At 69.6% G+C, this 12,584-nt stretch carries 11 protein-coding genes and 2 pseudogenes; 7 read left to right on the top strand and 6 right to left on the bottom strand.

What is annotated here, in order from left to right; all coding sequences use genetic code 11:
- Positions 1-133 precede the first annotated feature (133 nt).
- The gene (locus ACI2L1_RS36580) at positions 134-1,423 is read left to right on the top strand and encodes a citrate synthase (protein WP_404743739.1); all 1,290 of its coding nucleotides are present in this window, start codon (positions 134-136) and stop codon (positions 1,421-1,423) included.
- A 656-nt stretch (positions 1,424-2,079) separates the two neighbouring features.
- Here ACI2L1_RS36580 and ACI2L1_RS36575 read toward each other — a convergent pair.
- Both ACI2L1_RS36575 and ACI2L1_RS36570 read right to left on the bottom strand, forming a co-directional pair.
- Complete coding sequence (locus ACI2L1_RS36575) at positions 2,080-4,296, bottom strand: heavy metal translocating P-type ATPase (RefSeq protein ID WP_404743738.1); 2,217 nt, start codon at positions 4,294-4,296, stop codon at positions 2,080-2,082.
- A 108-nt stretch (positions 4,297-4,404) separates the two neighbouring features.
- Complete coding sequence (locus tag ACI2L1_RS36570; RefSeq protein ID WP_404743737.1) at positions 4,405-4,644, bottom strand: heavy-metal-associated domain-containing protein; 240 nt, start codon at positions 4,642-4,644, stop codon at positions 4,405-4,407.
- A gap of 227 nt (positions 4,645-4,871) precedes the next feature.
- On the opposite strand from ACI2L1_RS36570, the gene ACI2L1_RS36565 reads away from it, so the two are divergent.
- Positions 4,872-5,915: a zinc-dependent alcohol dehydrogenase family protein gene (locus ACI2L1_RS36565; protein WP_404743736.1), complete on the top strand. Its 1,044-nt coding sequence runs from the start codon at positions 4,872-4,874 to the stop codon at positions 5,913-5,915.
- Here the strand turns inward: ACI2L1_RS36565 and ACI2L1_RS36560 are convergent.
- The 4 genes and pseudogenes from ACI2L1_RS36560 to ACI2L1_RS36545 all read right to left on the bottom strand — a co-directional run.
- Entirely contained in the window at positions 5,890-6,462 is a 573-nt protein-coding gene (locus ACI2L1_RS36560; protein WP_404743735.1) for a GNAT family N-acetyltransferase, read from the bottom strand. The genes ACI2L1_RS36565 and ACI2L1_RS36560 overlap by 26 nt on opposite strands.
- A gap of 221 nt (positions 6,463-6,683) precedes the next feature.
- Positions 6,684-6,884, bottom strand: a complete 201-nt coding sequence (locus tag ACI2L1_RS36555) for a helix-turn-helix transcriptional regulator (RefSeq protein WP_404743734.1) — start codon at positions 6,882-6,884, stop codon at positions 6,684-6,686.
- Positions 6,885-7,305: 421 nt separating this feature from the next.
- A pseudogene (locus ACI2L1_RS36550) lies at positions 7,306-7,484 on the bottom strand (helix-turn-helix domain-containing protein); the annotation flags it as partial.
- Positions 7,456-7,644: pseudogene (locus ACI2L1_RS36545) on the bottom strand (2-keto-myo-inositol dehydratase); the annotation flags it as partial. The pseudogenes ACI2L1_RS36550 and ACI2L1_RS36545, both read right to left, overlap by 29 nt.
- A gap of 125 nt (positions 7,645-7,769) precedes the next feature.
- Here ACI2L1_RS36545 and iolC point away from each other — a divergent pair.
- The 5 genes from iolC to ACI2L1_RS36520 form a co-directional block, all read left to right on the top strand.
- Positions 7,770-8,720: a 5-dehydro-2-deoxygluconokinase gene (iolC, locus tag ACI2L1_RS36540; protein ID WP_404743733.1), complete on the top strand. Its 951-nt coding sequence runs from the start codon at positions 7,770-7,772 to the stop codon at positions 8,718-8,720.
- Positions 8,717-9,598 carry a deoxyribose-phosphate aldolase gene (locus ACI2L1_RS36535; protein WP_404743732.1) on the top strand — a complete coding sequence of 294 codons (882 nt, stop codon included), beginning with the start codon at positions 8,717-8,719 and terminating at the stop codon, positions 9,596-9,598. The genes iolC and ACI2L1_RS36535 overlap by 4 nt, the downstream gene beginning before the upstream one ends.
- A 10-nt stretch (positions 9,599-9,608) precedes the next feature.
- Positions 9,609-10,457, top strand: coding sequence for a 5-deoxy-glucuronate isomerase (gene iolB, locus ACI2L1_RS36530; RefSeq protein WP_404743731.1), 849 nt, complete (start codon positions 9,609-9,611; stop codon positions 10,455-10,457).
- Entirely contained in the window at positions 10,454-12,349 is a 1,896-nt protein-coding gene (gene iolD, locus ACI2L1_RS36525) for a 3D-(3,5/4)-trihydroxycyclohexane-1,2-dione acylhydrolase (decyclizing) (RefSeq protein WP_404743730.1), read from the top strand. Before iolB ends, iolD begins: the two co-directional genes overlap by 4 nt.
- A gap of 14 nt (positions 12,350-12,363) precedes the next feature.
- A partial coding sequence (locus ACI2L1_RS36520; protein WP_404743729.1) for an aldehyde dehydrogenase family protein occupies positions 12,364-12,584 on the top strand: 221 nt, incomplete at its 3' end.

Raw genomic sequence — 12,584 nt, 5'->3', positions numbered from 1 at the left:
CAAGTTGGCGGCACTCAGTGCCGCCGATACGCCCAACGGCCGACCCCGAGTGCACTCTCCTGCGCCAAATGGGGGATGGTAGAGACAGTCAGGGCAACCTCGAAGAAGAGGCACAACGTCGGTGAGGGATGACGTGAGCGACAACTCTGTAGTAGTGCGGTACGGCGATGGCGAGTACACCTACCCGGTGATCGACAGCACCGTCGGCGACAAGGGCTTCGACATCGGGAAGCTCCGCGCCCAGACCGGTCTGGTCACCCTGGACAGCGGCTACGGCAACACCGCGGCCTATAAATCCGCCGTCACCTACCTTGACGGCGAGGGCGGCATCCTCCGGTACCGGGGCTACCCGATCGAGCAGCTGGCCGAGCGCTCCACTTTCCTGGAGGTCGCCTACCTCCTGATCAACGGCGAGCTTCCGACCGTCGACGAACTGGCCACGTTCAAGAACGAGATCACGCAGCACACCCTGCTGCACGAGGACGTCAAGAACTTCTACCGTGGCTTCCCGCGCGACGCCCACCCGATGGCCATGCTGTCGTCGGTGGTCTCCGCGCTGTCCACGTTCTACCAGGACAGCCACAACCCCTTCGACGAGAGGCAGCGCAACCTCTCGACGATCCGTCTGCTCGCCAAGCTTCCGACGATCGCGGCGTACGCGTACAAGAAGTCGATCGGCCACCCGTTCGTCTACCCGCGCAACGACCTCGGTTACGTCGAGAACTTCCTCCGCATGACCTTCTCGGTCCCCGCGCAGGAGTACGACCTCGACCCGGTCGTGGTCTCCGCCCTGGACAAGCTGCTCATCCTGCACGCCGACCACGAGCAGAACTGTTCGACCTCCACGGTCCGCCTCGTCGGCTCGTCGCAGGCGAACATGTTCGCGTCGATCTCCGCCGGCATCAACGCCCTGTGGGGCCCGCTGCACGGCGGTGCCAACCAGTCCGTGCTGGAGATGCTGGAGGGCATCCAGGCCTCCGGCGGTGACGTCGACTCCTTCATCCGCAAGGTGAAGAACAAGGAGGACGGCGTCCGTCTGATGGGCTTCGGCCACCGGGTCTACAAGAACTTCGACCCGCGCGCGAAGATCATCAAGGCGGCGGCGCACGACGTCCTCTCGGCCCTCGGCAAGTCCGACGAGCTGCTGGACATCGCGCTCAAGCTGGAGGAGCACGCGCTCTCCGACGACTACTTCGTCTCGCGCAGCCTCTACCCGAACGTCGACTTCTACACGGGCCTGATCTACCGCGCCATGGGCTTCCCGACCGAGATGTTCACGGTTCTGTTCGCCCTCGGCCGCCTCCCGGGCTGGATCGCCCAGTGGCACGAGATGATCAAGGAGCCCGGCTCCCGCATCGGCCGCCCGCGCCAGATCTACACGGGCGTCGTCGAGCGCGACTTCGTGCCGGTAGAGGAGCGCTGAGGGGAGGGGGCTTCTCGGTGCCGGGTGACTGAGCCGACCCAGGGGCGCGGGGAACTGCGCGACCCGCCCCCACCGGCCTGCACCCGCAGTCAACCGGCAAGCCCCCGAACCCCCCGGCTGAATCCGCGAAGCGAAAGGCGCCCTGGCGACGGTCCCCCCACGGGCCGGCGTCCAGGGCGCCTTCCCATGTCCCGGTGCGGATTCCCCCCACGGGATCCGGCCGGGCGTCTGAGAGACCAGCGCCTGAATCGCTGTCTTTCCTGTACTGCTTGTACTGCTGTTTGAGCAGAACGAGCAAAACTCGCCGTACTACTCCTGTGTGCGGTCTGCCGGGACAACGCACGGTCGGGAGGGCCGCTCAAAGCTTCCCTATGCGCGTGCCCCGGCAACGCAGCTCTGAGGAGGTCCCCCAAGACATCCCCAGATGCCAGCCAACGCCCCCCAAGACGTTGCCTGACATCGCCAACTTAGACCTTCGAACCCCTTCGATGGTTACGTTCATATCACTGTGATCTGCGTCTCTTGCAAATGTCCGTTAGATACGCAAGGGCCCGGATATGGCGAACGAGACCCAAGCGTAAGGGCGATGCGCGAGTCTTGTGAAGAGCTTATGTGAGCGTGGCCCCGGACTCCAGGGGGGTCCGTCAAAGGAATCCTCAACGGAAGGCACGCAGTCGCAGGCTGTTGGTCACCACGAACACCGAGGAGAACGCCATCGCCGCCCCCGCGATCATCGGGTTCAGCAGTCCCGCGGCGGCCAGCGGCAGCGCCGCCACGTTGTATCCGAAGGCCCACACGAGGTTCCCCTTGATCGTGGACAGCGTCCTGCGGGACAGCCGGATCGCGTCCGCGGCCACCCGCAGATCCCCGCGCACCAGCGTCAGATCCCCCGCCTCGATCGCCGCGTCGGTCCCGGTACCCATCGCCAGGCCCAGATCGGCGGCGGCCAGCGCGGCCGCGTCGTTGACCCCGTCGCCGACCATGGCGACCGTCCGCCCCTCGCCCTGCAGTCGCCGTACGACATCGACCTTGTCCTCGGGCAGCACCTCGGCGACCACCTGGTCGATGCCCACCTGGTGGGCCACCGCCTCGGCCACCGCCCGGTTGTCCCCGGTCAGCAGCACCGGCGTGAGTCCCAGCGCCCGCAGTTCGCGCACCGCCTCGGCGCTGGTGTCCTTGACCGCGTCCGCGACGGCGAGGACCCCGCGTGCCATTCCGTCCCAGCCGACCACGACAGCCGTACGACCGTCCCGTTCGGCCTCTTCCCTGGCGCGGGCCAGCTCCCCGGGCAGCTCGTCGAAGAGCCGCCCCACGGCCACCTCGTGGCCCTCCACCCGCCCGCGTACGCCCCGCCCGGCGACGTTTTCGAACCGCTCGGCCCCCGGCAGCGGTCCGACCCGCTCCTCGGCACCCGCCGCGACCGCCCGGGCGACAGGGTGCTCGGAGGCGTGCTCCAGGGCGCCCGCGAGCCGCAGCACCTGGTTCTCGTCGGCGCCCTCGGCGACGTACACCTTCTGGAGGGTCATCCGGCCGGTGGTGACCGTGCCGGTCTTGTCGAGGACGACGGTGTCGACGCGGCGCGTGGACTCCAGGACCTCGGGGCCCTTGATGAGGATGCCGAGCTGCGCCCCGCGCCCGGTGCCCACCATCAGCGCGGTCGGCGTGGCCAGGCCCAGGGCGCACGGGCAGGCGATGATCAGGACGGCGACGGCCGCGGTGAACGCGGCGACGGTCTCGCCGGTGGCGCCGAGCCGGGCGCCGAACGTGCCGATCGCGATGAGGACGACGACCGGGACGAAGACCGCTGAGATCCGGTCGGCCAGTCGCTGCACCTCCGCCTTGCCGTTCTGCGCGTCCTGAACGAGCCTCGCCATCCGCGCGAGCTGGGTGTCGGCGCCGATCCTGGTGGCCTCGACGACGAGCCGGCCACCGGCGTTGACGGTGGCGCCGGTGACCGCATCGCCGACGGTCACGTCCACCGGCACCGACTCGCCGGTCAGCATGGACGCGTCCACCGCGGACGCGCCCTCGACGACCGTGCCGTCGGTCGCGATCTTCTCCCCGGGGCGTACGACGAACCGGTCCCCGACGGCCAGCCGCGCCACCGGGATCCGCACCTCGCGCCCGTCCCGCAGCACGGACACGTCCTTCGCGCCCAGTTCCATCAGCGCCCTGAGCGAGGACCCCGCGCGTCGCTTGGCCCGGGCCTCCAGATAGCGGCCGAGGAGAATGAACGCGACGACCCCGGACGCCACTTCGAGGTAGATCGTCGAGGCGCCGTCCATCCGGGAGACGGTGAACTCGAACCGGTCCTTCATGCCCGGCATGCCCGCGTCACCGAAGAACAGCGCCCACAGCGACCAGCCGAACGCGGCCAGCGTGCCGAGCGAGACCAGGGTGTCCATGGTGGCGGCGCCGTGCCGGAGGTTGGTGAAGGCGGCCCGGTGGAAGGGGAGCCCGCCCCAGACGACGACGGGCGCGGCGAGCGTGAGTGCGAGCCACTGCCAGTTGTCGAACTGGAGGGCCGGGATCATCGAGAGCAGGATCACGGGGACGGCGAGCAGGGCGGAGACGGTGAGTCGCTGCCGGAGGAAGGCGAGCTCGGGATCCTGGGCGGGAGTCTCTTCCTTCGCGGGCCGGCGCTCCTCGGCCGTGTACCCGGTCTTCACCACGGTCGCGATCAGATCGGCGACGTGGACGCCCTCGGTGTAGGTGACCTTCGCCTTCTCAGTGGCGTAGTTCACCGTGGCGCTCACGCCGTCCATTCGGTTGAGCTTCTTCTCGACCCGAGCGGCACACGAGGCACAGGTCATCCCACCGACGACCAACTCGACTTCGGAGGCGGCCGCTATCGGGGCGGTGGTGCCGGCCATGTTCCAAACTCCAGAATCGATATGCGGCTCCGCCGCGTGGGCGCGACAAGCCACGGCGGGCCCGCATACACAAGACGGCCTATTCTGGCATTTTCCGTTGCGCTCCTCTCAGACTCGGCCGACGAGCTCGAACCCGGCCTCATCCACTGCGGAGCGCACCGCCTCGTCGTCGAGCGCCGCGTCCGACACGACGGTGATCTCGCCGGTCGAGGCCACGGCCTTCACCGAGCTGACACCGGCGATCTCGGAGATCTCGGCGGACACGGAGCCCTCACAGTGTCCGCAGCTCATCCCGCTCACCTTGTACACGGCGGTGACGGAACGCTGGGTGTCGGTCTGGCTGCTCATGTCGTTTCTCCTCGTGGAGGCATGTGGGGCTGAGGGGACCCACGATGGAGTCCACACTTCCCACACTATACCCCTAGGGGGTATTAATCCAAGTGAGGGAGGAGAGCAACCCCCTAGGGGCGCGGGGCAGTGTCGATATGCGGCTCCGCCGCGTGGGCGCGACAGCCGCGATGGACCCAACGCGACAGCCACGATGGACCCAGACGAAAACGGCGATGGGAGCGCGGATGCGAGCGGTGATCTTCGAGAGGTACGGCGAACCCGCTGAAGTACGCGAGGTGCCCAACCCCGAACCCCCGACCGGCGGAGTCGTCGTACGGGTGGAAGCCACCGGCCTCTGCCGAAGCGACTGGCACGGCTGGCAGGGCCACGACCCGGACATCACCCTGCCCCACGTACCGGGCCACGAACTCGCCGGCATCGTCGAAGCAGTCGGCGCCGGAGTAAGAGACTGGCGCCCCGGAGACAGAGTCACCGTCCCCTTCGTCTGCGCCTGCGGAACCTGCGGAGCCTGCGCCGCGGGCGACCACCAGATCTGCGAGCGCCAGACACAACCCGGCTTCACGCATTGGGGCTCGTTCGCCCAGTACGTAGCGCTGGACCACGCCGACGTGAACCTCGTCGCGGTCCCGGAGGAGCTGTCCTTCGCCACCGCCGCCTCTCTCGGCTGCCGGTTCGCCACGGCGTTCCGGGCGGTGGTGCAGCAGGGTCGGGTCGCGGCGGGGGAGTGGGTGGCGGTACACGGCTGCGGCGGAGTGGGCCTGTCGGCGGTGATGATCGCGGCGGTGTCGGGAGCGCGCGTGGTGGCGGTGGACGTGTCCCCACAGGCACAGGACCTGGCACGGAAGTTCGGGGCGGCGAACTGCGTGGACGCCTCGCAGGTCGGGGACACGGCGGCGGCGATCCGCGACCTGACCGGCGGCGGTGCCCATCTTTCCCTGGACGCCCTCGGCTCACCGGTCACCTGCGCGGCCTCGGTGAACTCCCTGCGCCGCCGTGGTCGTCATGTCCAGGTCGGCCTGCTGCCCTCGCCGGACGGCACGACACCCGTCCCGATGGCCCGCGCGATAGGCCTGGAGCTGGAGATCCTGGGCAGCCACGGCATGGCGGCGCACACCTACCCTCCGATGCTGGAACTCGTCCGGGCGGGCGTGCTGCGGCCCGATCTGCTGGTGACGAACAGGATCGGCCTGGACGCGACGCCCGCCGCGCTGGCGGCGATGGGGCCGGCGCCGGGGGCGGGGGTCACGGTTGTCGAGCCGTGGAGCTGAGGGCACCCCACTGATGGTCGAGGATCGCCATGAGTACCTCGTCCACCCACTCGCCGTCCCTGAACTCGACCTCCCGTCGGATCCCCTCCACCGAGAACCCGACCTTCTCGTACACCCGCAGGGCACGGTGGTTGAAGGCGTAGGCCTCCAACTGGATCCGGTGCAGCCCGAGTCGCTCGAAGCCATGGCCGACGATGAGCCGGGTGGCCTCGGTGCCGAGACCCCGGCCGCGACCGCGCGGGCCGATCAGGGTACGGAAGGTGCAGCTGCGGGCGACCGGATCCCACTCGTACAGGACGACCTCGCCGACCAGTTCGCCGGTGGCACGGTCGGTGACGGCGAGGTCCAGCCGGTCGGGCTGGTCGGCGCGGGAGCCGTACCAGGACCGCACGCGCTCCGGTGTGAGCTCGGCGGAGGGCTCGCCGGTGAAGCGGACGACCTCGGGATCCCGGATGATCTCCCAGATCACCTCCGCGTCCGCCTCCCTGAACGGCCGCAGCACGGTCTTCTCGCCGGTGAGGACGGGCTTGACGGAGAAGTCGCTCATGGGGCGACTGTGTCAGGGACCGCCTCCGCCTGGCTCGGGATTTTCGCCGGGTGGGCCGGGCCTGCTGGACGATGCCCGCTCCGGACCGGAGCCTGCCGTGGCCGCCCCCACGATCGCCCCACCCGGCACCGGGCCGCCCGATCCACCGACGGCATCCACTGACGCGGGAGAAAGGGTGCCCGCACGCTGGCGCAGGCACCCGAGGTCCCGTTCTTCGGAGGTCAGTCCTCTCTTCTGCCGCGGTTGCCGGGCCGGGACGCGACCCACGCCCGGACGGTGTCCGCGTACCAGAAGCGCCTGCCGCCCTCCACATGGTCGGGCGGCGGCAGCAGTCCGTGTTTGCGGTACGACCGCACGGTGTCCGGCTGCACACGGATGTGCGCCGCGATCTCCTTGTACGACCAGAGCCTTCGGTCGGTCATGTGGCGTACCTCCTCGCGCGCACCGCGGCGCCGGCCGGGATCGGCCGTCGGGGGTACCGGGTGCTGCACTGGCGATCACAAAGCCTGTGCCCCGTCAACGACACAGAGTGAGCACAGGTCAGGGCCTGTGCACGGGGTGTGACGCAGCGCCCGCGTATACGCGACAGATGTGACACGAAGGGGGTGTTTGTGACAGAGGTGCCGCAAAGACGCACGCGGGCGCGAGGGCGCGGCGCGTTGACAGGGCCGCCCGAGGCGGGCGCCCGAGACGCACGGCGGGCCCGGCCCAATACGCCGCCCCATCCGATCCCGCTGCCTCGGTTCAGCCGCCGTAGGCCGCGCGCACGTCGTGCATTCAGCCGAGTCCGCCGGTCTCGGAGAAATCCGCACTTCGTCCGGATGCTCCGGATGCGAGGACAAGGCTCATCGCCTTGAACTCGCCGCTCAGATGCACCTGGTCGTAGAACCCGCAGCCCGCCGCCGTCTCCGCCTGCCCGTGTCCGCCGCGAGCAGCCGCCGCGCGCGTTGCAGCCGCAGCACCCGTGCCGCAGCCTTGGGTCCTGGCCCGATCTGCTCCCGGAACCGGTTCTCCAGAGTACGGGCCCAGCTCGATCCACTGGTACCCGGAGCCCGCGACCTCGTCGAGGAAGCGCTGTCAGGAGACCTGCTGGGGATCGTCGGGGAACCACACGCCCCATGAGTCGGGAGCCGATCCGATGCGGATGCGGGACAGTGAGGACTGAGGTGACAACGACGTCATGCCGGTCAGCTTCCGTGCGAGCAGTAAGCGCTGTCAAGGTATGGTCCGAATGTCTGGACAAAGGATTGACAGGACTCGGTATGCGGGACTAGAAAGCCGTGGAGAGCCGATACGAAGGGAACTCGATGGCGTACGACCTGATCACCATGGGACGGATCGGAGTGGATCTCTATCCGCTCCAGACGGGCGTCCCACTGCCGCAGGTGGAGACCTTCGGCAAGTTCCTAGGCGGCTCGGCGACTAACGTCGCGGTGGCCGCGGCCCGCCTGGGACGGCAGACCGCGGTGATCACCCGTACCGGCGACGACCCCTTCGGTACCTACCTCCACGAGGCCCTGCGCGGCTTCGGTGTCGACGACCGCTATGTCACCCCGGTCCCCGGCCTGCCGACTCCGGTCACCTTCTGCGAGGTCTTCCCGCCGGACGACTTCCCGCTCTACTTCTACCGGCAGCCCAAGGCCCCCGACCTGGAGCTCGACGCCCACGAGCTCGACCTCGACGCCATCCGCGAGACCCGCATCTTCTGGGTCACCGGCACCGGCCTGAGCGAGGAGCCGAGCCGTACGGCGACGCTGGCGGCCCTCGCCCACCGGGCCAAATCCGGCACGACGGTGTTCGACCTCGACTGGCGCCCCATGTTCTGGAAGGACCCGGCCGAAGCCCGCCCCTTCTACCAGGAAGCCCTCCGCCACACCACCGTCGCCGTCGGCAACCTCGACGAGGTGGAGGTCGCGACGGGCGTACGCGAGCCCCGGAAAGCCGCCCAGGCCCTCCTGGACGTCGGCGTCGAGATCGCCGTGGTGAAGCAGGGCCCCAAGGGAGTCCTGGCGGTCGACCGACACGGAAACTCCGCCGAGGTTCCGCCCCTCCCTGTCAACGTCCTCAACGGCCTCGGCGCCGGTGACGCCTTCGGCGGCTCCCTCTGCCACGGCCTGCTCGAGGGCTGGGACCTGGAGAAGATCATGCGGCACGCCAACGCGGCCGGTGCCATCGTCGCCTCCCGACTGGAGTGCTCGTCCGCCATGCCCACACCCGACGAAGTGGCCGCCGCCCTCACCGCGGGAGCCGTCCTGTGACCGTCGACGTGTCCGAACTCGTCCGGCTGCGCACCCAGCGCCCCGAGGCCATCGCGGAGGCGGCTGCCCGCCGCCCCCGCCGGCCCCTGCTCGGCGACAGCGGCCGACTGATGATCGTCGCCGCGGACCACCCGGCCCGCGGTGCCCTCGGTGTCGGCAACCGCAAGTTCGCCATGGCCAACCGCGCGGACCTGCTCGAACGCCTCTGCCTTGCGCTGTCCCGCCCCGGCGTCGACGGTGTCCTCGCCACCGCCGACATCCTGGACGACCTGCTCCTCCTCGGGGCTCTCGACGGCAAGGTCGTCATGGGCTCGATGAACCGCGGCGGCCTGCAGGGCGCCAGCTTCGAACTCGACGACCGCTTCACCGGCCACCGCCCCGAGGACATCGAGCGCCTCGGCTTCGACGCCGGCAAGCTGCTCCTGCGTATCGACTACGACGACCCGGGCTCCCTCACCACGATGGAGTCCACGGCCCGTGCCGTCGACGACATGGCGGCCCGCCGACTCCCCGTCTTCGTCGAGCCGTTCATCAGCAGCCGCACCACCGAGGGCAAGGTCAGGAACGACCTGTCCGCCGAGGCGGTCACCAAGTCCATCGCCATCGCGTCCGGACTCGGCGGGACTTCGGCCTACACCTGGCTGAAGGTCCCGGTCACCGACAACCCCGACGACATGGCGGAGGTCATGGAGACCTCCACGCTGCCCGCCGTACTGCTCGGCGGCGAGGTCGGGGATGACCAGGACGGTGCGTACGAGAAATGGCGGGGTGCCCTTCAACTGCCCACCGTGCGCGGCCTGGTGGTCGGCCGTTCGCTGCTGTACCCGGCGGACGGCGATGTGTCCGCCGCCGTGGACACCGCCGTAGGACTGCTGTGAGGGCCGTCGCATGACGAACATCGAGCCGCACGCCCCCAGGGGCACCGAGTTGTATCTCCCGAAGGGGACGGCGTCCAACGCCCAGTACACCGTCGACATCGACCCCAAGGGAGCCGGCTGGGACTACAGCGCCCTGCGGATCGTCGAGTTGGAGCCGGGCGGTACGCACACCTTCACCGCCGGTGACAGCGAGTGGATCGTGCTCCCGCTGCAAGGCGGATGTACCGTACAAATAGGAACCGAAGAGTTCCAACTCCTGGGCCGGGAAAGCGTGTTCGCGTCAGCCACCGACTTCGCGTACGTGCCCCGGGACGCCCAGGCAAAGATCGCCTCCGGTGCGGGAGGCCGCTTCGCCCTGGCAGGAGCGAAGTGCGAGCGACGACTCCCCGCCCGCTACGGCCCCGCGCCGGAGGTCCCCATCGAGGAGCGTGGCAGCGGCAACCGGCTGCGCCACATCCGCAACTTCGCCTCGGCCGACGCCTTCGACTGCGACAAGCTCATCGCGGTCGAGGTGATCACGCCCGGCGGCAACTGGTCCTCGTATCCGCCGCACAAGCACGACGAGACCCGGCCCGGCGAGGAGTCGGAGCTGGAGGAGATCTACTACTACGAGATCGACGGCCCGAACGGATTCGGCTATCAGCGCGTATCCCCCTCCCGTGAGGGCGGATCCGACGTCCTCGCCGAGGTCCGCTCCGGCGACATCGTCCTCGTCCCCGACGGATGGCACGGCCCGTCCGTCGCCCAGCCCGGCCACGCCATGTACTACCTGAACGTCATGGCGGGCCCGGGTGAGGGCCGGGAGTGGCGGATCTGCTTCCATCCGGACCATGTGGAAGGCGCAGGGGGTTACCGATGACTCCGCAGACCTCGACGACGAGGCTCACGGTCGCGCAGGCGCTCGTCCGCTTCCTGTCCGCCCAGTACACGGAGCGCGACGGCGTACGGCAGCGGCTGATCGGCGCGACCTGGGGCATCTTCGGTCACGGCAACGTCGCCGGCCTCGGCCAGGCGCTGATCGAGTACGCCGACGACATGCCGTACCACCAGGGCCGCAACGAGCAGTCCATGGTGCACGCGGCCGTCGGCTACGCCCGGCAGTCCAACCGTCTGTCCACGCACGCCGTGACGACGTCGATCGGCCCGGGCGCGACCAACCTGGTCACGGGTGCCGCGCTCGCCACGGTCAACCACCTCCCGGTCCTGCTCCTCCCGGGCGACACCTTCGCCACCCGCGTCGCCGACCCGGTCCTCCAGCAGCTCGAGGTGCCGTACGCCGGAGACATCAGCGTCAACGACTGCCTGCGCCCGGTGTCCAGGTACTTCGACCGCGTCATGCGCCCCGAGGCGCTGATCCCGGCGGCCCTGCAGGCGATGCGCGTGCTGACGGACCCGGTCGAGACCGGCGCCGTAACCCTCGCTCTCCCACAGGACGTCCAGGCCGAGGCCTACGACTGGCCCGAGGAGTTCTTCGCCGAGCGCACCTGGGTCGTACGGCGGCCTGGTGCCGACCCGACCGAACTCGCCGACGCGGTGAGGGCGATCAGGGCGGCCGAGCGCCCGCTGATCGTCGCGGGCGGCGGTGTCCACCACAGCCGCGCCGAGGAGGCCCTCGCCGAGTTCGCCGCGGCCACCGGCATCCCGGTCGCCTCCACCCAGGCCGGCAAGGGTTCCCTGCGTTACGACCACCCCCAGGACGTCGGAGGCATCGGCCACACCGGCACCGCCACCGCGGACGAACTCGCCCGCCTGGCCGACCTGGTGATCGGCGTGGGCACCCGCTACACCGACTTCACCACGGCTTCCGGGACGCTCTTCACCGGAGAGAACGTCCGCTTCCTCAACCTCAACATCGCCCCGTACGACGGCCACAAGCTCGCCGGGATGCCGCTCGTCGCGGACGCCCGCAGCGGCCTGACGGAGCTGACCGAGGCCCTGGCCGTGCATGAGCACCGGGTCGCGGACTCCTACGTCAGCGAGTACACGCTCGACAAGGAGCGCTGGGAGCAGCGCGTCGACGCCTGCTACGAGGCCGACGAGATCGACGTACGCCCGACGCAGCCGCAGGTCCTCGGCGCCCTTGACGCCCTCGTCGACGAGTCCGACGTGATCATCAACGCGGCCGGCTCTCTCCCCGGCGACCTGCACAAGCTGTGGCGGGCGCGCTCCCGGGACCAGTACCACCTGGAGTACGGCTACTCCTGCATGGGCTACGAGATACCGGCCGCGATCGGCGTGAAGCTGGCCGCCCCCGACCGCAACGTATGGGCGCTGGTCGGCGACGGCACCTACCTGATGATGCCGACGGAGATCGTCACGGCCGTGCAGGAGGGCGTCGCGATCAAGATGCTCCTTGTGCAGAACCACGGCTACGCCTCCATCGGCGGCCTGTCCGAGTCGGTCGGCGGCGAGCGGTTCGGCACGGCGTACCGCCACCGTGCCCCTGCCGACGGTTCATACACGGGGGCGCCGCTGCCCGTGGACCTCGCCGCGAACGCGGCCAGCCTGGGCATGCGCGTGCTGCGCGCGAAGACCGTACGGGATCTGCGGGCCGCGCTCGCCGAGGCCCGTGCCGCCGACATCCCCACATGTGTCTACGTCGAGACCGAAACGGCCGACACTGTGTCGGGCCCGCCGCCCGCGCAGGCCTGGTGGGATGTACCTGTGGCCGAAACCGCGACCCGACCGTCCGCGGTGAAGGCACGTGAGCTGTACGAACGGCACGTCTCTACCCGACGCCGCCATCTGTGAAGGAGCACTCGGTCATGACGAAGATCGTCAACCACTGGATCGGCGGCAAGACCGTCGAAGGCGCGTCAGGCAACTACGGGCCGGTCACCGACCCGGCGACCGGCGCGGTCACCACGAAGGTCCCCTTCGCGTCGGTCGACGAGGTGGACGCGGCGGTCCAGGCCGCCAAGGACGCCTTCGTGACCTGGGGCCGGTCCTCGCTGGCCAAGCGGACCACGATCCTGTTCCGGTTCCG

Source organism: Streptomyces sp. NPDC019531, assembly GCF_044903305.1.
GTDB lineage: Bacteria > Actinomycetota > Actinomycetes > Streptomycetales > Streptomycetaceae > Streptomyces.
This window is presented reverse-complemented; position numbering and strand designations above follow the sequence as displayed.

Bases quoted from the DNA above. Each gene is read 5' to 3' on its own strand.
- ACI2L1_RS36560 (WP_404743735.1), bottom strand. From the start codon at position 6,462: ATGAGCGACTTCTCCGTCAAGCCCGTCCTCACCGGCGAGAAGACCGTG.
- ACI2L1_RS36575 (WP_404743738.1), bottom strand. From the start codon at position 4,296: ATGGCCGGCACCACCGCCCCGATAGCGGCCGCCTCCGAAGTCGAGTTG.
- ACI2L1_RS36555 (WP_404743734.1), bottom strand. From the start codon at position 6,884: ATGACCGACCGAAGGCTCTGGTCGTACAAGGAGATCGCGGCGCACATC.
- iolC (WP_404743733.1), top strand. From the start codon at position 7,770: ATGGCGTACGACCTGATCACCATGGGACGGATCGGAGTGGATCTCTAT.
- ACI2L1_RS36570 (WP_404743737.1), bottom strand. From the start codon at position 4,644: ATGAGCAGCCAGACCGACACCCAGCGTTCCGTCACCGCCGTGTACAAG.
- iolB (WP_404743731.1), top strand. From the start codon at position 9,609: ATGACGAACATCGAGCCGCACGCCCCCAGGGGCACCGAGTTGTATCTC.
- iolD (WP_404743730.1), top strand. From the start codon at position 10,454: ATGACTCCGCAGACCTCGACGACGAGGCTCACGGTCGCGCAGGCGCTC.
- ACI2L1_RS36565 (WP_404743736.1), top strand. From the start codon at position 4,872: ATGCGAGCGGTGATCTTCGAGAGGTACGGCGAACCCGCTGAAGTACGC.